Origin of the sequence: Denitrobacterium detoxificans (assembly GCF_001643775.1) — a bacterium.
Classification (GTDB): Bacteria; Actinomycetota; Coriobacteriia; order Coriobacteriales; family Eggerthellaceae; genus Denitrobacterium; species Denitrobacterium detoxificans.
This window is the reverse complement of record NZ_CP011402.1, coordinates 802530-822470: the sequence shown is the minus strand read 5'-3', so window position 1 is coordinate 822470 and position 19941 is coordinate 802530. Positions and strand designations below refer to the sequence as shown.

Sequence of the window (19941 nt, the reverse complement as noted above, 5' to 3'; positions counted from 1 at the left end):
TTGATCCCTCCTTTCGCAAAACGGCTCTACTGCCAGAATTATATATCCTAGGTGGAGATTCTCGTGACCAACCCCTGCGATAAGGCGAATCCGCCCAAGATGGACACCAAGGCCAAGCGCGCCCTCAGTCCCGCCCAGGCGCACAAGTTCATCGAAGCGCTCGACCCCGAGCCCGACCGTGAGTGCGCATACCTGCTCGCCATCGCCATGGGCCTGCGCCGTGGCGAGATCTGCGGGCTCTCCTGGGGCGACATCGACTTCGATCGCAGGGTTGCCGACATACGCCACTCATACGACTACATGGGCAACCTCAAGGCCACCAAGACCAAGGCCGGCACCCGCGTGCTGCCGCTCTCGGATAAGACCATCCAAGTTCTTAAGGCCCACAAGGAGGCTCAGTTCAAGCGCTACGCCCGCACGAACCAGTGGCGCAAGCCGGAGGAGGGCTACATCGAGCAAACCGACGACAGCCCCGTGATATCCGACAACAGCGGCACCCGCGTGTTGCCCACGAGTCTCAGCCGTTGGTGGACAGAGGACCGCGCCAAGTATGGTCTCGAAGGCTGGTGCCTTCACGAGTTCCGCCATACGTACCTGACCCTGCTCGCCATCAATGGCGTGCATCCCAAGGTGATGCAGGAGCTCGCCGGGCACTACAGCTCGCAGATCTCCATGGACATCTACACCCATGTAAACATGGACTCGAAGCGCGAGGCGGTAGCCGCCGTTGCGTCCGTTTTCTAGACCCGTCCGAGCACTGCCAGAACTGCCTGGTACGAACTTCTGCACGATTCGTACCAGATTCGTACCAGCAAGACCGCCAAGACGAGAGGAGTCGCAATTTCAAGCTTCTGACCTGCGGGAATGCAGACGCAATTTGAAAGGAGGTTTTCATGCGTCTGTTGAGTGGGAATAATTTCGAACCGAAAAAGCACCGTAATCGCGCCGTTCGGCGTGCCCCCGCTTCAGGCGCGTCCCCCTCACGGAAAGCCGGGGTTTCGCTTCCAAAACCGCAATCTTGTCAGCGTTTTGGGAACGACGGCAATTATTCATGTCAAAACCTCACCAAATATGGTAAGGTGTTGGCATGACGATTTACGATGACATATACGAGATTGCCGCCGACAACTACGGCCTGGTCACCTCCGCCGAGGCGAAGGGGGCCGGCGCGTCCGACAAGGAGCTCTCCCGCATCGCGAAGGACGGCCGGCTCACGCGCATCGGCTACGGCGTCTACCGGATCAAGCACTGGGTCCCCACCGAGCTCGACCCGTACGCCGAGGCCGTCGCTCTCGTCGGACAGGGGGCGTACCTGTACGCCGAGTCCGTCATCGCCATGCACGCGCTTGCGCCCACGAACCCCGCATTGATCCACGTCGCGACACCGAACCGCGTCCGCAGGAGCTTGCCCGCCTCCATCGAGGTGGTGCGGCGCCCGGACTGCGGCGACACAACCGAGTACGAGGGCATCCCTTCCCAGACGGTTCCCGCGGCCATACGGTCCTGCAGGGGCACGATGATGACGAGCAGGCTCGTTGACGCCGCCCGCCGCGCAAGGGAGCTCGGCCTCATACGGGCTGAGGAGGAGATGGCCCTGTTGGAGGATTTGAATGGCGGCGATTAAGACACCGAACAGCAGGCGGAACCTCGACGAGGCCATTAAGCGGGCGCACGGCGAGGACTACCTGCGTGCGCGCACGGCCATGGCGAACGCCATCGTGGGGCAACTGCTCCCCGAGGGCGTCGTCAAGGGCGGCAGCGCGCTCAAGCTTCGGTTCGGCAACGCTGCGACGCGGTTCACCACAGACCTCGACGCCGCGCGCGTCCACGACATCGAGGTCTTCATCGAGAACTTGGAGAATCGCCTTTCAGAAGGATGGTGCGGCTTCACAGGGCACGTGGTCCCGCGCAGCCCCGCGCATCCGAGGGACGTGCCCGAGCAGTACGTCATGCAGCCCTTCGACGTGAAGCTCTCCTACAACGGGAAGTCTTGGCTGACCGTCCCGCTGGAGGTCGGACACGACGAAATCGGGGATGCCGACGAGGTGGAATACGGGCTCGCCGAGGACGTCGCCGCGCTGTTCGAGGCCGTGGGCCTGCCCGCACCGGGGCCCTCGCCGCTCATGCCCCTGCACCACCAGATAGCCCAGAAGCTCCATGCCGTGAGCACGCCCGGCGGCGACCGCGCGCACGACCTCATAGACCTGCAGGTCATCTGCAGCATGGGCAGCGTCGACCTCGCGAGGACGCGCGAGACCTGCGTCAGGCTGTTCGCTTACCGGAGGCAGCAGGCATGGCCGCCCGCGATCGAGGGGGATGACCGATGGGCCGGGCTGTATGATGCGCAGGCAGCGGGGCTAGACGTCTTAGATACCGTAGGCGAAGCTGTCGAATGGGCAAACGAACTCGTATCTGCCATAGACGATGCACGTTAGTCCCTCGCCCTGCAATGGAACTCACTTGTTGAGCAGAATAGATTCGTTTCCGCAGGTCAGGAGCATTATTCCCCATGCGGGGAACCTTTACTCCCCATGCCGTCGGAAATCGGCTGGAAATCGTCTGGAACTCACCCCGCCATCGCGGAGCGGCAAAACCGCAGGTCAGAAGCATTATTCCCCATACATCGCAAATTACTCCCCATAGGTGAGTTCCAGTTGGAACTCACCCATCTGAGTTCCAAGTGAGTTCCAGCAAATGGGGCCATCCGTGAATTACTCCCCATGCACGGGAGGCAACGTATGGCATGGGACGGCACCAGAGCGCACGAGATGATAAAAACAGAAACGCTCAGACTGGCGCTGGAATCATTGAGTGGGAATATAACCTCCTGAAAATTGCGATATCACGCATTATTACGTCCTTATTATTGCTATTTCGAGCTATAATAAGGACGTAGCTTTATGGAAGGAGGTTGCATGAGAAGAACCCTCATGGATGAACTCGTCGCTTGGAAGAAGAGCACACGGCGCAAGCCGCTCATCCTGAACGGTGCCAGGCAGGTTGGAAAGACCTGGCTGCTCAAGGAGTTCGGAAGGCTGCATTTCGAGAATGTCGCCTACGTGAGCCTCGACAACGACCCGCTCGCTCGCAGCTACTTCGACTCCGGATTCGGCATCGCGAGGATCATCGCCTCGCTTTCGCTCGAGCTCGACATGGACATCCAACCGGGGAAGACGCTCATCATCCTCGACGAGGTGCAGGCCTGCCCGAAGGCCATCACGTCCCTCAAGTACTTCTGCGAGAACGCGCCCGAGTACGCCGTGGCCGCAGCTGGGTCGCTCCTGGGGATATCGGCAACCGAGGGAACCGGCTACCCTGTCGGCAAGGTCAACACGCTCGACCTTTACCCGCTAACCTTCACCGAGTTCCTCGATGCGACGGGAAACGAGAGGTTCGGAAAGCTCATAAGCTCGGGGGATGCTGAGATGATGAACGCCTTCTCGGGCAAGTTCGCCGAGCTCCTCAAGCAATACTACGTTGTGGGAGGCATGCCCGAGGCGGTGAACGCCTACATCGCCGAGCAGGACGTGCGCGCCGCACGGGCAACCCAACAGGAAATCCTGAACGGATACGTGAGCGATTTCGCGAAGCACATACCGCCCCGCCTGCTCGCTCGCACCATGCTCGCCTGGCAGTCGATCCCAGGACACCTGTCGCAGGAGAACAAGAAGTTCATCTTCGGGCAAGTGCGCAAGGGCGCCCGCGCGACCGACTTCGAGGAGAGTCTCGCGTGGCTCCAGCAGGCCGGCCTGATTTACAAGGTCCGCCGCGTGAGCAAACCGCACGTGCCTCTGTCGAGCTATTGCGAGATGAACGCCTTCAAGGTTTTCATGGTGGACGTGGGGCTCCTCGGCGCCATGAGCGGCCTGGAGCCGAGGGATGTCATCGACGGCAACAAGGTCTTCACGGAGTTCAAAGGCGCACTCACCGAGCAGTACGTCTGCCAGCAGCTCATCTCGGAATGCGGCCTCTCGCCCCACTACTGGTCAGCCGAGAACTCGACGGGTGAGATCGACTTCCTAGTCCAGGACGACGGCGACGTGTTCGCCATCGAGGTGAAGGCCGAAGAAAACCTTCGGGCCAAGAGCCTGCGTGCATTCAAGGACGCCCATCCCGAGGTGAGTACCGTGCGGTTCAGCCTGTCCGGCTACCGCGAGCAGGACTGGATGCGCAACGTGCCCCTCTTTGCGGTCTCGTGCAGAGCGCTTTGGAAATGAACCCCGATTGCACGCCATCCAACGACGTCACAGGCTCGGCCCGCCCAAAAGGGGCGCGGTGCGAAGAATGCATTGACATATCGCGATATCTGGTCTTAAGGAGGACGAAACCATGCGTTACACGGGACCGGTGATCAGGCCGCCCTACGAGGCGGAAAGCGTCATGCTGGAGGTGACGGTGGGCTGCACGCACGACTCGTGCACGTTCTGCACCTACTACAAGGGCCACCCCTTCCGCCCCGCCCCGCTCGGGCAGGTGCGCGCCGACCTCGCCGAGATCGCGCGCTTCCGCCCCGGCACCGACCACATATGGGCGGCGGGCGGAGACCCGTTCTCCATGAGCACGCGCAGGCTCCTCGAGCTTGCCGCGCTCGTGCACGAGTACCTGCCGGGCGCCACCATCTCCACCTACGCGCGCGTCGACAGCATGCGCAACAAGACGGTGGACGACCTGCGGACGCTGCACGACGCGGACTACACCGACATCATGATCGGCATCGAGTCGGGCGACGATGAGGTGCTTGCGCACGTGAACAAGGGGTACACCGCCGCCGACGTCGTGGAGCAGTGCGGGAAGCTCGATGAGGCCGGCTTGCCCTACAACTGCATCTACCTGGGCGGGATCGCCGGCGCGGGGCGCGCCGAGGAGACCGCCGCGCGCTCGGCGGAGGTGCTCAACCAGATCCGCCCGCGGTTCATGTACCTCACGACCGTCACCATCTTCCCCGACTCCGAGCTCGGCGCCGAGGTGGCCCGGGGCGACTTCGCTCCCATGAGCGAGCTCGAGCGGTTCCGCGAGTTCCGCGCGCTCGTGGCCGCGCTGGAAAACCCCATCGTCATCGACACGCGCCTGGTCACCAACTCCATCGGCTTCGTCGCAAATCTGCCGGCTGACCGCGAGGAGTGCCTGGCCGCGCTCGACGAGGCCATCGCCGGCTTCTCGGAGGACGACGAGCGTAGGCTCTCGCACAGGAGGGCGATGATGCGCACGATCTGACGCGCCGCAACAGGTCGAGTTCGCCGCGGCGTATCGGCATCAAGAATCCCCAGGACCTGAGCGGTATCCTGGGGGCTGTGGACGTCGCGGACGGATCGGTGGTCACAAGCGGGCTATACGAGCGGTCGTTCGTGCTGAATGGTGTGCGCTACGCCCATGTCTAGAAGAGGTGTCCTTGGCATCTGCAGCCCCGTTACTCGCCCCAGTTATGACTATCGCAGGGGTCGTAGACGTACTCGCCGCAGGTCCTCCCCCATCCGCCCGAAATGCCCTCGAGCTCGGAGTCGGAAAGTTCGTAGCCCTCTTCCTGAGCGAGCGCAAGAATCTCCTCGGGCGTCTCGCAGCCCTTGAGCTTCGCCTTCACCGCCGGATCCAGTTTCTCGATGTCCATATGGGCCTCCCATCACGCAAAACATTGGATGCTTTTGCTTCTACCGCATTTTACGCCGCTCGGTCGCCGACCAACCCGCACCATTCACAGCTGGGGATGACATGTTGATTGTGGTTGGGCAGAGAGAGCTTCATCTCGCACAGATTATTGAAGGCCCACAACCTCGGCGACATCCTCAAGTCAACGGAGATGAAACACCCCGCGATTATGTAGCATTGACGGCGAGGGAACCAAACCGAAAGGACAATCATAGAATGCATGAATTTGAAAAACTCGAATCATCCGAATAAGCTGGAAGCCACTAAGACACTGGAATAGCACCCGGCCTGGATTGCGTGACATGAGCGAGACAATCAACATACTGTGGACCGGGGGCTGGGACTCAACGTTCCGCCTCCTTGAGCTCTCGCAGGTTGAAGGACTGTCCATACGCCCCATCTACATCAGGGACCATGGGCGGCCTGGCATGGCACACGAGCTCGCCGCCATGTGCAGCATCCTGCCACAGGTCCGAGATATAGCAAGAGCCCGCGTGCTCGACGTAGAACTGTACGATCGAGACGCGATATGCCGCGACTTTCCAAACAAGGGCGTATCCGATGCTTACGGCAGGCTCAAAGAGGAATTTGGCCTGGGCTATCAGTACGAAACATTCGCGCTTCTATGCGAGGGCCTTGGCATTCGGGCCGAATGCGCCGTGGAGAACTCGCCAAGAAGCAAGGCAAAACGGGCAATCGACGCTCAATGCCTGCTTGTGCCATGCGACGATGGTCCCCGAGGACGCTTCCGCGTTGTTTCCAAAGGCGCAAGCTCTGATGCGGCAACAGTGTTCGGCCAGTTCGATTTCGGGATGCTGGGCGTGAGCAAGGTCGAAGCGAAGCGCGTGGCACGGGAATCGGGCTGGATGCCCATCATGCGCAGGACCTGGTTTTGCCATGCACCATTGAATGGCAAGCCGTGCGGAACCTGCAACCCCTGCAAGGATGCAATGGCCGAGGGGATGAGGTGGCGCATGCCGCTTTCGTCGCGGCTGCGCTATCACGCATGGCACCTGCGCACGGCTGCCGCAAAGCTACGGCAATCTCGAACCGACTAATACCCTAGGACCTCGCCGACTTTGGCGCTGATGCAGAGGTCGGCATAACGGTCGCGCGGAGTAGGCGCCAGATTGATGATGACCAAATGGTCGCCCGCGAAGAAGTCGATAAGACCTGCAGCAGGGTACACCGCAAGCGATGTACCGGCAATCACGAGCAAGTCGGCACTGCGAATCGCATTCACGGATGCCTGAACCGTGCAATCGTCGAGGCCCTCTTCGTAGAGCACCACGTCGGGCTTGGCAATGCCGCCGCAGTCCGGACAGCGCGGCACGCCATCAGCGGCCGCCTCGCGCAGGACCAACATCTCATCTAGATCAAAGAAGCGACCGCAGTGCATGCAGTAGTTGCGCAGCACGCTCCCATGCAGCTCGAGCACGTTACGACTGCCCGCCTTCTGGTGCAGGCCGTCGATGTTCTGCGTAATAACGGCCGAAAGCGTGCCCGCTTCCTCAAGCTCGGCCAGCTTCAGATGCGCGCGGTTCGGCTGCGCGTCACGCGCAATCATGCGGTCGAAATAGAAGTCGAAGAACCGTTCGGGATGCTTGTCGAAGTACGTACGCGAAATCATTTCCTCGGGCGACACGTCACCGTACTTCTGCGCATATAGCCCGTCGGGGCTGCGGAAATCGGGAATGCCACTCTCGGTGGAAACCCCTGCACCCCCGAAGAAGACCATGCGTCCCGGCTCGCACTCGTTGATCCATGCGCGCAATTGCTCGATCTCGTTCATGCAACGCCCCTTTCTCGCCCATCTCATTCTGACATATCGTCGGCAAAACCGCTCGTACCTTGCGCGAAACCAGGGGTTGGTTATAGTAAACAAGGGGGTAATTTCGATAGCAATAATCTCACACCCACCTGGAAGCGCATTATGAACGACGAAGTGTTTGAGCTATACGACAGCCAGCTGTTCATGCACGCCCTGCAGAAGGCTGGGCTTGCGCAAGAGATTACGCTTTGCGGGAGCCTGCTCATCCCCCAGAAGATAAGCGACGAAAGGCTCCAGGCGGCAGCGAATAAGGTGCTCGATGCGAACGACGTACTGCGCTCGTACTTCATTGAGAAGGACGGCAAAACGTACCAGACCTACGAGCCGTACAAGGAGCACGTCTTCGAAATTAGGCACTTCGACGATGCCGAAGACATGGAATCGTGGGCGAAGCTCTATGCGACAATCCCCCTCGAATACCGAGTCGAGGGCAAAGGCAAGGGCCCAACGCTCGAAGGCATCGGCAAGCCCAGTCCCAGACTGGCACTCAATATCCTGCGACAACAAAGAGCGACCGCCCGGCGAAGGAAAAAGCTAGGGCTGGAAGGCAGAGAGCCAACGTGCTTCGAGCTGATTCTCGCGCAGCTCCCCGAAGCGTCAGGCGCCCTCATCAAGATGAGCCACATCATCTCCGACGGCTGGTCGATGGTCCTCGTGGGCAATCAGTTCCTGCATGCGCTCAAAGGCGAGCCATTCAAGGCATATGACTACCAGGACTACGTCGAAAGCGACAAGGCGTACAAGCAAAGCGAGCGCGCGCAGCTTGACAGGGACTTCTTCAGGGAGGAATGGCTCAAGCATCCAGAACCCACCATCTGCTTCCCCGGGGAGCTCTATTCCTTCGAGGGAACGAGAAATAGCCTCGACCTTGATGCGGAACTATCCCAAAGCATCCGGGCGTATTGCCTGGATAATCGCGTATCGGGAATGAACGTATTCCTGAGCGCCATCGGAATCTGCCTGAGCAGGAGGCTCGGCAGCGAATCCTTCCATCTGGGGTCGCTCTCGATCAACCGAGCGGGCACGAAGGAAAAGAACACGGTTGGCCTCTTCGCAAGCACGCTACCCATCCTCATGAACGTAACGCCAGACATCAGCTTCAAGCAACTCGTGCACAATATGAGGGAGAAGACGTTTTCCACGCTCAGGCATGCCCGAGGATATGCCAACCCAACCGAAGTGTACGGAAACTACTTCAACTTTTTCGTGAGCTATCGCAACGAGGTCCTTGAAGCCGACACCCACGTGCAGGTCAAGGAATACTTTTCGGAAGCATTCGCGGATTTCACAGAGCTGTCCATAGTGGAAGGCTCGAACCGGGGGAAATTCACGATGCATTTCGACCATAATTGCAAAGTCAGCGAAGACGAGGCCATGGGTCTCCTAGACGAGGTTGCATCCATCATGCGCAGCGGCATCGAGGACGACAGCCTGCTGGTACGTGACATCCATTGAGGGGAAAGCCGTGTTTGAAAGCGTAAAAGACATACTCGAGCACTACACGGAATACGAAGTGCGGGAAGATTCCTCGCTGATGGGCGATTTGCGCCTGTCATCGTTCGATCTAGCGGCCATTGTCGCCGAGTTCGAGGACAGGTTCTCCATCACGGTGGACGATCGTGACATAGTGAACCTCGTCACGGTGCAGGACGTCATCGATTATCTCGAGAAGAAGACCCGATAATCGAATCGGCAAAGCGCCATACGCGCGTTGCCCCTATGCAGGAATGCGTGGTATTCAGGCATGTTAACGACCGAAGCCCTACAAAGATGCTATAGGCAGATCGATACAGTCGATTTAAGGACGATATTCGAAGTGCGGGTTGCAAACGACCCCGAGGGCATTGCCTTCGTCTACGGCGATGGCGAAGCGGAAACCAAGAAAAGCTGCAGGCGGTTCTATAGCGAAGTCCTGGCCCTTGCCTCGTATCTGCACGACAGGTACCAGCATGCGAAGATCGCTCTCATTGGCGAGAACAGATACGAGTGGATCGTCTGCTTCTTCGCAACGATCATCTCCGACAACATCATCGTCCCCCTCGACAAGGACCTCCCGCCTACCGAACTGAACGAGCTCGTTGATCGCTGCGGCTGCGACCTGCTCATCCATTCGCAGATCTACGCCGACGTAGCCAGCGAGCTATGCGAAAACCGCTCGCTCGCGTCCCTGTCGATGGCGGATATCGCCAACGTGCTTTCCCAGGCTGGCCAAACGGAGTTCGCTCACCGTAGGGACCCCGAAGACACCTGCGCAATCTTCTTCACGTCGGGTACGACCGGCACGCCCAAGGGAGTCATGCTCTCCGAGAGGAACATAAGCCACGACAGCTATTACTCCGCCTTCGACCTTTGGCTGGAAGGCGATTCGGTCCTCACGCTCCCCCTGCACCACACCTTCAGCCTGGCCGTCGGCGTCATGGGTGCATACATCTGCGGCCATGCCGTCTACATCTCGAAGGGCATTCGGTATTTTGCCAGCGAACTGGAAAAACGCCACCCCGCAAGCCTCTGCGTCGTTCCCCTCTATCTCGAGACGCTCTACAAGCGCATATGGCGTCAAGCGAAGATCGACGGGCTTGAAGGCAAGCTGAAATGGGCCTTGCGCCTCAGCAGGGCCCTAAGGAAGATTGGCATCGATGTACGCAGAAGGCTCTTCAAGACGGTTCTCGACAAGCTTGGCGGCAAGCTCGTCGACATCATCTGCGGCGGAGCGTACCTCGACCAAAGCTACATCGATTTCTTCGACGATATAGGCATCAACATCTACAACGGTTACGGAATCACCGAGTGCTCGCCGATCGTCTCGGTGAACAGAGCCGAAAAACGCGTGGCGCACTCGGTGGGCAAGCCAGTATCCTGCCTCGAGGTCATCACCGACAACGGGGAGATCTGCGTGAGAGGCGATGCCGTCATGCTCGGCTACTACGACGACGCTCGCGCAACGCACGACGCCCTTGTCGACGGGTGGTTCCACACGGGAGACCTGGGGTACATCGACGACGGCTACATCTTCATAACGGGACGAAAGAAGAACCTCATCATCTTGTCCAACGGGAAAAACGTCTCGGCCGAGGAGCTCGAGGAACGCCTTACACGCATCGCCGCCGTGAGCGAAGCGGTAGTGAGAAACGAAAACGACCGCATCGTAGCCGAAATATACTCCAAGGAAGGCAAAACAGCCGATGCCGAAGTCGAAGCGCTCAACCGCACGCTCCCGCCGTACAAGCGCATAGCCGAAATACGCTACCGCGATGCCGAGTTCCCGAAAACGACCACGCAGAAGATCAAGAGGTAGGCACGTCGGGGAGATCTACCGCCGCACCCACGTTGAACTCTCGTCCCTACGACTTCTGGCGGCTTCGGGTTGCAATCAGGGTCACCAGCCCGACAAGGGCAAGCAGGGCAACGGAAACGATTGGCGCACTGTCTCCCCTCTCTCCCCCTCCGTCGTTTTCTATTCGCTCGAGCTGGCTGAATTGCCGGCACTCGTTGTCTCGACGCTGGCGAACCGACCGAGAAGCTGGAGTTGCGCGATGTCCTCGAGACGCGAGACCTCCTCGTCCGTGAAGCCACCTTCGCGCTCGAGCTCGATCTCGTAACGGTAATCCCCGAGCGCAGTCTTTCCGGGACGGTCGTGCACGCAAACGAGCTTCGTCCCATTGGCACATGCCGAATTCAGCACGCCAGGCAGCTCCTCAGCCGACATGCTCGCCACGAACAGAGCGCGATCATAACCCGCAAGCTCGTTCGCATGACGTGACACGACGTAGAAGCGCGTCTTGTTCGCGTCGGATTTCGAAACGTTTTCCCGCAGCACCTCGAGCCCATACAGGTCGGCCGCACCAGGCGCCGCGATGGCCACGGTCGAGGTGTCGCCTCCGTCAGCCACCTGCTGAGCGGCAGCAGCGGTGCTGGCCGTCTCGATGCGTTCGGCATTAGGCAGGTTCTCATCGAGCCAGGCCGAACTCTGAGCCAAACCCTGCTTATGGGACAGCACGCGCTTGACCTGGGTAAGATCTGTTCCCGGAAGGCCCATGAGCGTCTGGCGAATCGGCAAGACGACCTCGCCCACCACGCTGACGTCCTGCGATGCGAGAAGGGCATCGATGTAGTCAGTCACCGGGCCGCCCAGCGTGTTCTCCTGCGGCACGACCGCATAGGAAACCGTGCCATCGGCCACGAGCGCAAGCGCATCGGAAACGGTGGCCTGCGGCTTCAGATCGTCGTTGGTGCCAAAAAAGAGCTTTGCCGCCTCCTCGGTGTAGGTCCCTTCGGGCCCCAAGTATGCAACAGTCGTGACATCGGCGATTTCGGCATCGGGAGCCGGAACCTCGACGCTCTCGACGGAAGAAGAGGATGCCGAACCGCCGCTACCCGATCCGCCTTGGTCCTGGGAGCAACCGACTAGCGCAATGCTCAACGAAACCGCGAGAACGCCGGCTAGCAGCTTCGCATACATCGCCATTGCCTAGCACCGCCTTTAGTGTCCTCTTTGAGTGACCTTATCATTACTTGCTACACGGCTTACTCCGAGCGTCTTCTTCGCAAATGACGCCAGTCGCGATCTTTTTGCGAACTCGGCTGTACCCCTCAGCAGAAATTCTATCCCTTCCAGCCCTAAAGCTCATCTCCAAAGCCGCAAATGGACCTCGTGGCGGCACAATAAACGAACTTGACCGGCACTGCACCGTAAGCATAGTCGAGGTATTCTTTCCGGATGCCACGCCCCTATCAGCTAAAGAAACACAGGATGCCCGAAACCACCTCGTCGACATTCGCTCCGAGCCAGTTATTACGAGCGTTTGCGAGGTTCCTTCGGAAGCGCCGATCGCCCAAAACCCGCGTGAGCCGAGCGCGCGCATCGGAAGGCCCAGCCTCGCGCATGTCATCCGCATCGTAAACCAGCACGCGCATGGCACAATCGAACGACTCACGGTCAACTCCTTCGCGGCAGAGCAAGTAATATACGTCGAATACGTCCTTGAAGCGAGTAGACGCCACACCGATGCGCATGAGGGATCGAAGCTTCTCGGCGCAAATTTGTTCCTTGCTATTGGCCATCAGCGAAATACCCTCATCCTGCAACGCGGTATCGAACCAAAGCTCCTGCTGCTCAAGCGAAAGCCTGTCGTGGACACCCAGGTCAAGCTTGGTATCCATGCTGACTCCACCATTGTCCGTAATACGCAGGTGCACACGCTTGCCGCGATAATCCTGATGCTTGAGTTCCTCGACGGGGCCGACAATCTCTAGCCGTACGCCAACACTCGAAGGGCGGAGAGACCGAATGAATTCCCGAATTCCCTCATCGGTCATCGGATAGCGGACAAAGTCCAAATCGAGATCGCGCGTCGCTCGTCTTCTATCACCCGAAATCTGCTGCATAACCACGCCGCCCTTCACAGTAACGTGGTCCGCCATACGCGACATCGATATCAGCGTGAGCACCACATCACGGCAGGTTCGCGCCGTCGCATTTTGGAAGTCCGGGCCATCATCCATATAGGCATCGCGAATGGCCCTAAGGTCCATCTACAGCACCTCCCTCTGCATCATTTCGAAGAGGGTATCAGCCCGCTTATACAGCGCCACGCAGTCCTCAACCTCGCGCATGTCGAGTTCATCTGCAATCTTGCGGTACGAGCCAATGAGCTCTTTGTAGTAATCAAAAGCTAGCGTTCCGGAACTCCTAAGCAGCTCCACCAACATGCGCTCCTTCGAGAAAACGCGGAGATCCGAGCCCTCAATCTGGCGATGGCTTACGCCCACATCCATGAGCCTCTGCTCCATAAAGTACTGCCGAACCTGCGTGCTGCGAATTCGCGTAGAGTTTCGCGGCGTTGCCACATGCACCAATTCAGGTATCACATCCGTCAGACCATGCAGGTAAAAGGCCGAGTCCATGGTCAACACGGCTTTCGGATAACGAGCGCAGACGACGACATTCGGGTCGGGATGGCGAGCATCCGAATACAGACCGCTAGCTACTTTGTAGACATCGCCAGAGTCTACAGCTCGCCCAATCTGGTAGGCAGACCCGTACCTGTCAATCATGTCGATGTAGGTATAGAGCATCTTTCATCACCACCTATAGACTAGACTATATGCTCACACAGAGCAAGATAGTGTGAGCATATAGTCTAATTATCAGTACGCTGCCTAACAAACCGCGTATCCAACCCAATGAAAACACAAACGCGATTCGCAGAAAGTAGTACGGCCGCCAGCGGTACGACGGTCCATGATGACACACGCATTCGACGCAACGGGCGGCATGAAAACATGCCACCCGTTCTCATACCACGTTACTACGAATTCTGGCGGCTTGGCTACAAACGGGAACCCACGCCCGCATAGTGCCTAAGCTATTCCCTAGGCATAACCAAAGGCCAGCGGCATCAAGGAGGCAACTATGTGCACGGGAATCCGATTCACGGACGGACAGGGCAACATGTACTTCGGACGCAACCTCGACTGGAGCTGCGGCTACGGCGAGCACGTGGTCATCACGCCCACTGGCTGGAAGCCCAATTCGCCCTTCGGTGCCGTAAGCGCAGTTCGTCACCCCATCTACGGAATGGGCATCGTCGCCGAGAACACCCCTCTGTACTTCGACTGCGCCAACGATGCGGGGCTCGCCATCGCAGGCCTCAATTTCCCAGGCTATGCCCAATACGAGCCCGAACCGGTGCAGGGCAAGGCCAACGTATGCGCATGGGAATTCCCCTTGTGGGTTGTCGCAAACTTCGAAAGCATAAGCGAAGTGGAAGCCGCCCTGACCAACACGGTCATCGTCAACAAGCCCATCAACGAGCAATACCCCTGTTCGCTGCTTCACTGGATCATCGGCGATGCGACGCGCTGCATCGTAGTGGAATACACGGCCGCAGGCATGCAGGTCTTCGAGAACAAGCTCAACGTCCTGGCGAACCAACCCGGCTTCGTCTATCACGAAGAGAACGTTCGCAACTACATTGGATGCTCTCCTGAGGTGGCAGGCCCCGTTTCCTGGGGCACAGCCGAGCTTTCCCCCTACGGAAGCGGAAGCGGCATGCACGGAATCCCCGGCGACTGCTACTCCCCCTCCCGCTTCGTACGAGCCGCCTACCATAATGCCTTCTACCCGCGGAAGAACACCGAAGAAGAAAACGTCTCGCGCCTCTTTCACACACTCGCAAGCGTCGCAATGGTAGACGGCGCATCCAAGATGCTAGATGGCGACTTCGAGATAACCGTTTACACGGGCGGTCTTTCCACGCGCACGAACACGTACTACTACAACACGTACGACGACCCCGCCATCAAGAGCGTCGCCCTTTCTAAATTCGACGCAACGGGAACAGAGCTCATCGAAGTCGAATAGGATCTAGCCCGTCCAGCCCGACTTGTTGTTCTATTGCAATCGCCGAAGTTTCATTCAGGGGCTATCATGGACGCATGGACAACAACGACGCACATACCATGAAGTTCAAAGCCCTAGAGGGAGACTTTGATGCCGCGCACGCCTTCGTGGAGGGCCTGCTCAATCGCGCCGACATCAACGACCAAGTTGCCCATGAAACCCTAATCGTCTTCGAGGCGCTCTTCCAGAAACTGCTCGACCTGGGCCTGCCCGAAAGCACAGAAATCGATATCTCGCGGGCAAACAAGCTCGGAGGATTCAGCGTGATGGTGGGGTTCGAGGGAAAGCCCTTCAACTTGTACTCAAACGGCGAGGATTCCATCGAAGACAAAATCATACGCAGCTACGACGACAAGCTGGATTGCAGCTATCGCGCGGGCTACAACCTTATTAGCGTATCGGTCAGCAGGAGCTACCGAACAAGGCTGTTCGCCTGCGCCCTAGCCACCCTGGCGGCCGTAGTCGTTTACCTTCCCCTGCACTTTCTGCTCGACGACTCGACCAAGTACTCACTGCTCGAGGACTACCTTGTGCCCGTCGAGACCATGTTCGCCAACATCACGCTCATGGTCGGCGCGCCCATAACCTTCTTCTCGCTTCTGAAAAACCTCACGGACACCTACGTCGTATCCCAGAGAAACTCCGGCATGCGAAGGCTCAAGACAAGAACAATCGCAACTTCGGTCGTTGCCATATTGCTGGCAATCGTAGCAGCGCACTTCTGGAGCATCCCCTTCGCCGGCTTAGCCGGACTGGAACCCGAATACGCGGGCGCAGAATTCAACCGCACATTCGCCGAAATCGTTACGTCGTCTGCACCATCCAACATCTTCGAGCCCTTCGAGACCATCTCCCCCATCCCGCTCATGCTCGTTGCCCTCCTAGTCACCTACGCGCTATGCTCCGCAGGTAAGCACTTCGACATGCTGCGTGGGGCTATGGAAGCCTGCTATACCCTCTTTTCCCGCATGCTGTACGTCGTAACGGCCACACTGCCCCTTTTCTGCTTCTTAGCGTTTCTGGAGGTCCTGCTCACCGACGCATTCTGGAGCATACCCGTGATCTTGGGGTACCTCTTCGTCCTGCATGCAAGCCTGATTCTACTGATTGCCTCATACGCCGTTCAGCTGCGCGCGCACGGCATAAAGCCCATCCCCTTCGCGCGGAAGCTCATTCCTCTCATCCGCGAGAACATCAAGATAGGTTCCGCAATCGACGCCACATCATACAACGTTAGATACTGCGCAAGAACGTATGGACTGTCCCGCGAAAAGCTCGAACGGAATCTGCCGGTACTGGCCCAGATTAACCTCGATGGCAATTGTTTTCTCATCATGCTCATCGGGCTCATATTCGTCTTTATTACCGGCACCAGATTCACTGCGTTTGACATCGTCATATTGGGCGCGCTGGTATTGCTTCTATCGGTTGGCGCCCCAAATCAACCAGGCAGCATCCTGATTGGAACCCTCATCATCACCGCGTATCTACATTCGTACGATTTGATTTGCGTTGCCATCTACCTTGAGGCATTCTTGGGCACAGCGCAAAATATGGCCAACGTCATCGGCGATATCGTAACGGTGGCCATCGACGAAAGCGACAGCATACGCCAGTAACGACACCCAAGCGCGCCGACAGTGCATGCAATTTGCATTAGCCCATCCCCATCAAGGAGGCGCGCCATGAACTTCGAATGCTTGAAGAGCCCCGAGCTCCAAGAGAAGTTGAAAGCCGCACCGGCAAGCATAATAGCTACGGAGCTAAGCGTCTGGCATTACGCACTTAGCCTGAAATGCGTAGCATGAGCATCATGTTTGCCTCAACTGGTATAATTGGGACACGGAATGTAACGTTTTCCAAATACGAAACCTCTGGCGAGGCACACCTGCTTACGTAGAGCACTGGTTCGGGGTGAGGGAACAATGCTTGGAAAGTCGAAGAATCCCGGAAATGACGCAATGGCAAGCCACCCAGCGGAAAGAATTCTCGGGTGGAACCTGTCGCGTCGTAGTCTCCTAGGCGCCGGAGCCATTCTAGGCCTCGCCGCGCTCACGCATCCAACCGAGCATGCGTTTGCGTGGAGCTCCTGGACAAACGCAACCTCGTCCATCCTGAAGAACATCGGAATGGGCGACTGCGTGCACGAAGACCTCGTTCAGATATCCTATGCGCGCGTACTGCGAAACCACGCGAAGGACACCACGCCGAACTCGCTTCTGAACCCCTGGGCGGGAGCAATCGAAGAGGATGCGCGGTACGCGAAAATCGCGGGAGACATCGTGGACATCGGCGAAGGCAAGGCATTCCAAGATTCCGACGACCTTGCCATACGACTCTTTCGCGAAAACCTTGCCTACCTGCGCATTGGGTCGTATTGGAACGATGCGGCCGCAGACACGCTCATGGACTTCGGCTACTCGTGCTTCTACCCTGACTACATCCCCGTTTTCTCGGGCTCCAATCATTACGAAGGCGCCTGGGACGTTGCCCAACACATCCGGGAAACAAACGAGCGAAACCAGTCGGCAAGCAACATGGGGCTCGATGCGCTCGTGCAGTTCACGATGAACGACCGTAACAACTTCATACATGGCATGCTGTCATCAACGGCAAACCATTCGCAGTACTTGAAGCACTCCGAAATCAAGACGTTCGCATTGCAATGGCTTGGCGTCGCCTACGAATACGCACGCACGGGCGAGGTGCAGGCAACAAGCGACGTCACGAAAGCCCAGGCCGAGAAGATCTTCAAGGGCTTCATCGATACCTATGGCCAGCTCGACGAAGATGCGCATGGCATGAGCGTGTCGCTGCAAGTAGGCTCGTCGGAAGCTTCGATAAAGCTACCGCATCGCAGGCTGCGGCTGCGCGCGCTCGGCATGATGTGCCACACCATGGAAGACTTCTGGTGCCCCGCCCACACCTGCCGTACGTACCATGCCGGTGGCACCATTCCCCAGTATTCGATCCTCGCGTTCTGCAACTACAAGCTGCAGAACGGAAGCAAGCCGCCCATACTGGGCTACCACATCCCCTTCGACCGCTATGCCATTTCGGACATGGAGAACTCCACCAACTGGCGCGAGGCGCTCACGCGAGGCGCAGGCGATTACAAGGGCACCGAAACGCTTGCGAACGTGCTCGACGATGGCATGAGTTGCCTCAGCGACGCTCACACGTATTTCAACACGCTCGGCATGAACGAAACCATCGCCTGCATCACCAAGCTGCTCGAATACCTATACCAGGGGACCGCCTGGGACGACGGCGTGCGCAATTGGGTCGACACCGAAGTCATGCCTACGTATTTCGACGCGAACGGGCAATCCTACGTGTGCGACGCCGGCAGGCGCAGCCTGCACACCCCCACGTACATAACCGCCGCCATACAGTCGATGGAACTAGCGTACGACAAGGCGGAACTAGCGGACAACTTCCAAGAAATGATAAAGGCTGCAAACAGCTACGATGCCTGGCAACGCGGCGCCCATGCCTTCTATTCGGGAAAGTACAACACAAGCAAGTCGAAGTACGTCACGTCTGGCAACGAAGGCGATTCCATCTGGGCCGACAGCGAGGGAGAGAATAGGCTAATCGGCCTCGTGGACAAAATCAACGAGGGCTTCGGCAACCTAAGCGCGAACAAGCAAAATTACCTACTTGCGAAGGTGGGCCCCAACGGATGCCATGACATGGTGGACGTGCTGAATCGAGTAAGGGGCATGCTCCAGGAGTTCAACATCGACCTGCGGGGAAGCTTGCGCCCGAATAATGACCCCGTCATGCAAAAGCTCGATGAGACGAGCAAGTTCTTTGAGTCCGGCCTAAAGGGAGCGGGCAAGATGGCTGCGCAGTCGGACGGCGGCCCCCTCTCGATCCAGGCAGATGACGACCAAGACGACGATTCTTTCGTAACGTCGAACATGGCTATCGAGGACAGCCTTGGCTTCGATGATGGCTCCTATTTGATAGCCGTGCGTGACATGGATTCGCTCGAAACGAGCATCATGACCGTCCCCGAGGACACCCCCGGCATCGACAAGCTCAAGAAGGGTCTCGAGAACCTAACGATAACGTACACCCTACAAACGGAGTTCGAGGGCGACCCCGACTATCAATACGTCGTAGCCAGCATCGATTACTCCGACATGGAAGAGGGCGTGTATCTCGTCACGGGCACCGTGGAATCGGTATCCGAAGACAAGAAGAGCCTTGTTCTGGATCTGAATGGCATCAGCGACTTCATACTGGACATCCGCGACGGATTGACTGACATTCCGCAGGTCGGCACGTATGTTTGCGCACGCTATTCCCATGGCGAGGCAGGCTTGGAGCTCGTGGGCTACGATGAGCTCAGTGCTCCCGACAAGCTTGTAAAGGAAACGTATCCGGTGGCAAGGATCGACGGCTCGCATATGTGGCTGGCCACAAACGCAGGCGACTCCAACGCCGATGACGGCTACCGCGACTACCTGCTGATTGACTACGGTTCGGCCGATGTGCGTTCGATACCGCAAGAGGGCTACGAAGCCACGGTGTATTACTACGACGAGGTCTACGGCGAGACAACCGGCGTAGACGAACGGGCGCTCGCCACAGGCAGTAAGACCACCGCCTCCACGGGCCTCTCGACGCAAAACGAAGAAGACGAACTCACCGACTCAGCCAACCCCGGCTATCTCGAGCTTGGCGACGAGTACGGAACCCTCACGTATGGCAACGACACATCCCATGTGGCCAGCGTCATTGAGGGCACGAACGAAAAGGGCACGCCCGCAGACGAGGACGACCCAGACCCCGCCCCGGACCCCTCGACGGAAGACGACCCAGGAACAACCGATTCCACTCCGACGTCCTCGCAATCAGGCGACTCGGGGACACCTGCCCCCGCCTCAACCCTTCCGAATTCAGGCGACCCGTTTTCTGGCATAAACGTCTTGCTATCGGCCGCCGCCGTGGCAGGCGCGGCAATGGCAGCGTACTCCGCACGACGCGTGAGGAACGAACAAGGCGATTCAGAAGCGGAATAAACTACCCGAACCAAAAAAGCGGTGCGTCGAGA

At 58.4% G+C, this 19941-nt stretch carries 18 protein-coding genes; 13 read left to right on the top strand and 5 right to left on the bottom strand.

All coding sequences use genetic code 11. From position 1 onward, the window contains the following. Nucleotides 1–63: 63 nt before the first annotated feature. From AAY81_RS03330 to AAY81_RS10770, 6 genes are all read left to right on the top strand, one after another. Nucleotides 64–744 carry a site-specific integrase gene (locus AAY81_RS03330; protein ID WP_240480617.1) on the top strand — a complete coding sequence of 227 codons (681 nt, stop codon included), beginning with the start codon at nt 64–66 and terminating at the stop codon, nt 742–744. 343 nt (nt 745–1087) lie between these two features. Continuing rightward, a complete protein-coding gene (locus AAY81_RS03325; RefSeq protein ID WP_066661361.1) occupies nt 1088–1624 on the top strand; it encodes a type IV toxin-antitoxin system AbiEi family antitoxin domain-containing protein in 537 nt (178 codons plus the stop codon). Further along, nucleotides 1611–2435 (top strand): nucleotidyl transferase AbiEii/AbiGii toxin family protein, encoded by an 825-nt coding sequence (locus tag AAY81_RS03320; protein WP_066661358.1) that lies wholly within the window; start codon nt 1611–1613, stop codon nt 2433–2435. Before AAY81_RS03325 ends, AAY81_RS03320 begins: the two co-directional genes overlap by 14 nt. A gap of 480 nt (nt 2436–2915) precedes the next feature. Then, nucleotides 2916–4217, top strand: coding sequence for an ATP-binding protein (locus AAY81_RS03315; protein ID WP_066661356.1), 1302 nt, complete (start codon nt 2916–2918; stop codon nt 4215–4217). Nucleotides 4218–4329: 112 nt separating this feature from the next. Next, nucleotides 4330–5214 carry a radical SAM protein gene (locus tag AAY81_RS03310; RefSeq protein WP_066661355.1) on the top strand — a complete coding sequence of 295 codons (885 nt, stop codon included), beginning with the start codon at nt 4330–4332 and terminating at the stop codon, nt 5212–5214. After that, nucleotides 5211–5378, top strand: coding sequence for an FAD:protein FMN transferase (locus tag AAY81_RS10770; protein ID WP_082867843.1), 168 nt, complete (start codon nt 5211–5213; stop codon nt 5376–5378). Before AAY81_RS03310 ends, AAY81_RS10770 begins: the two co-directional genes overlap by 4 nt. Before the next feature lie 29 nt (nt 5379–5407). Here the strand turns inward: AAY81_RS10770 and AAY81_RS03305 are convergent, their stop codons facing one another. Next, entirely contained in the window at nt 5408–5605 is a 198-nt protein-coding gene (locus AAY81_RS03305; RefSeq protein WP_066661353.1) for a Nif11-like leader peptide family natural product precursor, read from the bottom strand. A 532-nt stretch (nt 5606–6137) separates the two neighbouring features. Here AAY81_RS03305 and AAY81_RS03300 point away from each other — a divergent pair. Further along, the gene (locus tag AAY81_RS03300) at nt 6138–6701 is read left to right on the top strand and encodes a hypothetical protein (RefSeq protein ID WP_066661351.1); all 564 of its coding nucleotides are present in this window, start codon (nt 6138–6140) and stop codon (nt 6699–6701) included. On the opposite strand, the gene AAY81_RS03295 is transcribed toward AAY81_RS03300, so the two are convergent. Further along, nucleotides 6698–7435: an NAD-dependent protein deacylase gene (locus AAY81_RS03295; protein WP_066661349.1), complete on the bottom strand. Its 738-nt coding sequence runs from the start codon at nt 7433–7435 to the stop codon at nt 6698–6700. The two genes, AAY81_RS03300 and AAY81_RS03295, sit on opposite strands and share 4 nt — an antisense overlap. 141 nt (nt 7436–7576) lie before the next feature. Here AAY81_RS03295 and AAY81_RS03290 point away from each other — a divergent pair, with 141 nt between their 5' ends. From AAY81_RS03290 to AAY81_RS03280, 3 genes are all read left to right on the top strand, one after another. Continuing rightward, complete coding sequence (locus tag AAY81_RS03290; protein WP_066661346.1) at nt 7577–8929, top strand: condensation domain-containing protein; 1353 nt, start codon at nt 7577–7579, stop codon at nt 8927–8929. A 10-nt stretch (nt 8930–8939) separates the two neighbouring features. Continuing rightward, nucleotides 8940–9158, top strand: coding sequence for an acyl carrier protein (locus tag AAY81_RS03285; protein WP_066661343.1), 219 nt, complete (start codon nt 8940–8942; stop codon nt 9156–9158). Nucleotides 9159–9290: 132 nt separating this feature from the next. Next, the gene (locus AAY81_RS03280; RefSeq protein ID WP_066661340.1) at nt 9291–10769 is read left to right on the top strand and encodes an AMP-binding protein; all 1479 of its coding nucleotides are present in this window, start codon (nt 9291–9293) and stop codon (nt 10767–10769) included. 159 nt (nt 10770–10928) lie between these two features. Here the strand turns inward: AAY81_RS03280 and AAY81_RS03275 are convergent, their stop codons facing one another. The 3 genes from AAY81_RS03275 to AAY81_RS03265 all read right to left on the bottom strand — a co-directional run bounded on the left by AAY81_RS03275 (nt 10929) and on the right by AAY81_RS03265 (nt 13549). Then, nucleotides 10929–11939 (bottom strand): prephenate dehydratase, encoded by a 1011-nt coding sequence (locus AAY81_RS03275; protein WP_066661338.1) that lies wholly within the window; start codon nt 11937–11939, stop codon nt 10929–10931. Between the two features lie 266 nt (nt 11940–12205). Continuing rightward, a complete protein-coding gene (locus tag AAY81_RS03270; RefSeq protein ID WP_066661336.1) occupies nt 12206–13006 on the bottom strand; it encodes a nucleotidyl transferase AbiEii/AbiGii toxin family protein in 801 nt (266 codons plus the stop codon). Continuing rightward, entirely contained in the window at nt 13007–13549 is a 543-nt protein-coding gene (locus AAY81_RS03265) for a type IV toxin-antitoxin system AbiEi family antitoxin domain-containing protein (protein WP_074777163.1), read from the bottom strand. A 337-nt stretch (nt 13550–13886) separates the two neighbouring features. On the opposite strand from AAY81_RS03265, the gene bsh reads away from it, so the two are divergent. The 3 genes from bsh (at nt 13887) to AAY81_RS03250 (ending at nt 19909) form a co-directional block, all read left to right on the top strand. Continuing rightward, nucleotides 13887–14837, top strand: coding sequence for a choloylglycine hydrolase (gene bsh / locus AAY81_RS03260; RefSeq protein WP_066661331.1), 951 nt, complete (start codon nt 13887–13889; stop codon nt 14835–14837). A gap of 98 nt (nt 14838–14935) precedes the next feature. After that, nucleotides 14936–16495 carry a dicarboxylate/amino acid:cation symporter gene (locus tag AAY81_RS03255; RefSeq protein ID WP_169815787.1) on the top strand — a complete coding sequence of 520 codons (1560 nt, stop codon included), beginning with the start codon at nt 14936–14938 and terminating at the stop codon, nt 16493–16495. 510 nt (nt 16496–17005) lie between these two features. Next, the gene (locus AAY81_RS03250; RefSeq protein WP_066661325.1) at nt 17006–19909 is read left to right on the top strand and encodes a hypothetical protein; all 2904 of its coding nucleotides are present in this window, start codon (nt 17006–17008) and stop codon (nt 19907–19909) included. The last annotated feature ends 32 nt before the right edge of the window (nt 19910–19941 follow it).

Excerpts from the sequence above, each read along its gene's own strand:
- AAY81_RS03265 (WP_074777163.1), bottom strand. The coding sequence starts at position 13,549 with ATGCTCTATACCTACATCGACATGATTGACAGGTACGGGTCTGCCTAC.
- AAY81_RS03250 (WP_066661325.1), top strand. The coding sequence starts at position 17,006 with ATGGGCGACTGCGTGCACGAAGACCTCGTTCAGATATCCTATGCGCGC.
- AAY81_RS03325 (WP_066661361.1), top strand. The coding sequence starts at position 1,088 with ATGACGATTTACGATGACATATACGAGATTGCCGCCGACAACTACGGC.
- AAY81_RS03310 (WP_066661355.1), top strand. The coding sequence starts at position 4,330 with ATGCGTTACACGGGACCGGTGATCAGGCCGCCCTACGAGGCGGAAAGC.
- AAY81_RS03315 (WP_066661356.1), top strand. The coding sequence starts at position 2,916 with ATGAGAAGAACCCTCATGGATGAACTCGTCGCTTGGAAGAAGAGCACA.
- AAY81_RS03295 (WP_066661349.1), bottom strand. The coding sequence starts at position 7,435 with ATGAACGAGATCGAGCAATTGCGCGCATGGATCAACGAGTGCGAGCCG.
- AAY81_RS03290 (WP_066661346.1), top strand. The coding sequence starts at position 7,577 with ATGAACGACGAAGTGTTTGAGCTATACGACAGCCAGCTGTTCATGCAC.
- bsh (WP_066661331.1), top strand. The coding sequence starts at position 13,887 with ATGTGCACGGGAATCCGATTCACGGACGGACAGGGCAACATGTACTTC.
- AAY81_RS03320 (WP_066661358.1), top strand. The coding sequence starts at position 1,611 with ATGGCGGCGATTAAGACACCGAACAGCAGGCGGAACCTCGACGAGGCC.
- AAY81_RS03270 (WP_066661336.1), bottom strand. The coding sequence starts at position 13,006 with ATGGACCTTAGGGCCATTCGCGATGCCTATATGGATGATGGCCCGGAC.
- AAY81_RS03275 (WP_066661338.1), bottom strand. The coding sequence starts at position 11,939 with ATGGCGATGTATGCGAAGCTGCTAGCCGGCGTTCTCGCGGTTTCGTTG.
- AAY81_RS03305 (WP_066661353.1), bottom strand. The coding sequence starts at position 5,605 with ATGGACATCGAGAAACTGGATCCGGCGGTGAAGGCGAAGCTCAAGGGC.
- AAY81_RS03255 (WP_169815787.1), top strand. The coding sequence starts at position 14,936 with ATGAAGTTCAAAGCCCTAGAGGGAGACTTTGATGCCGCGCACGCCTTC.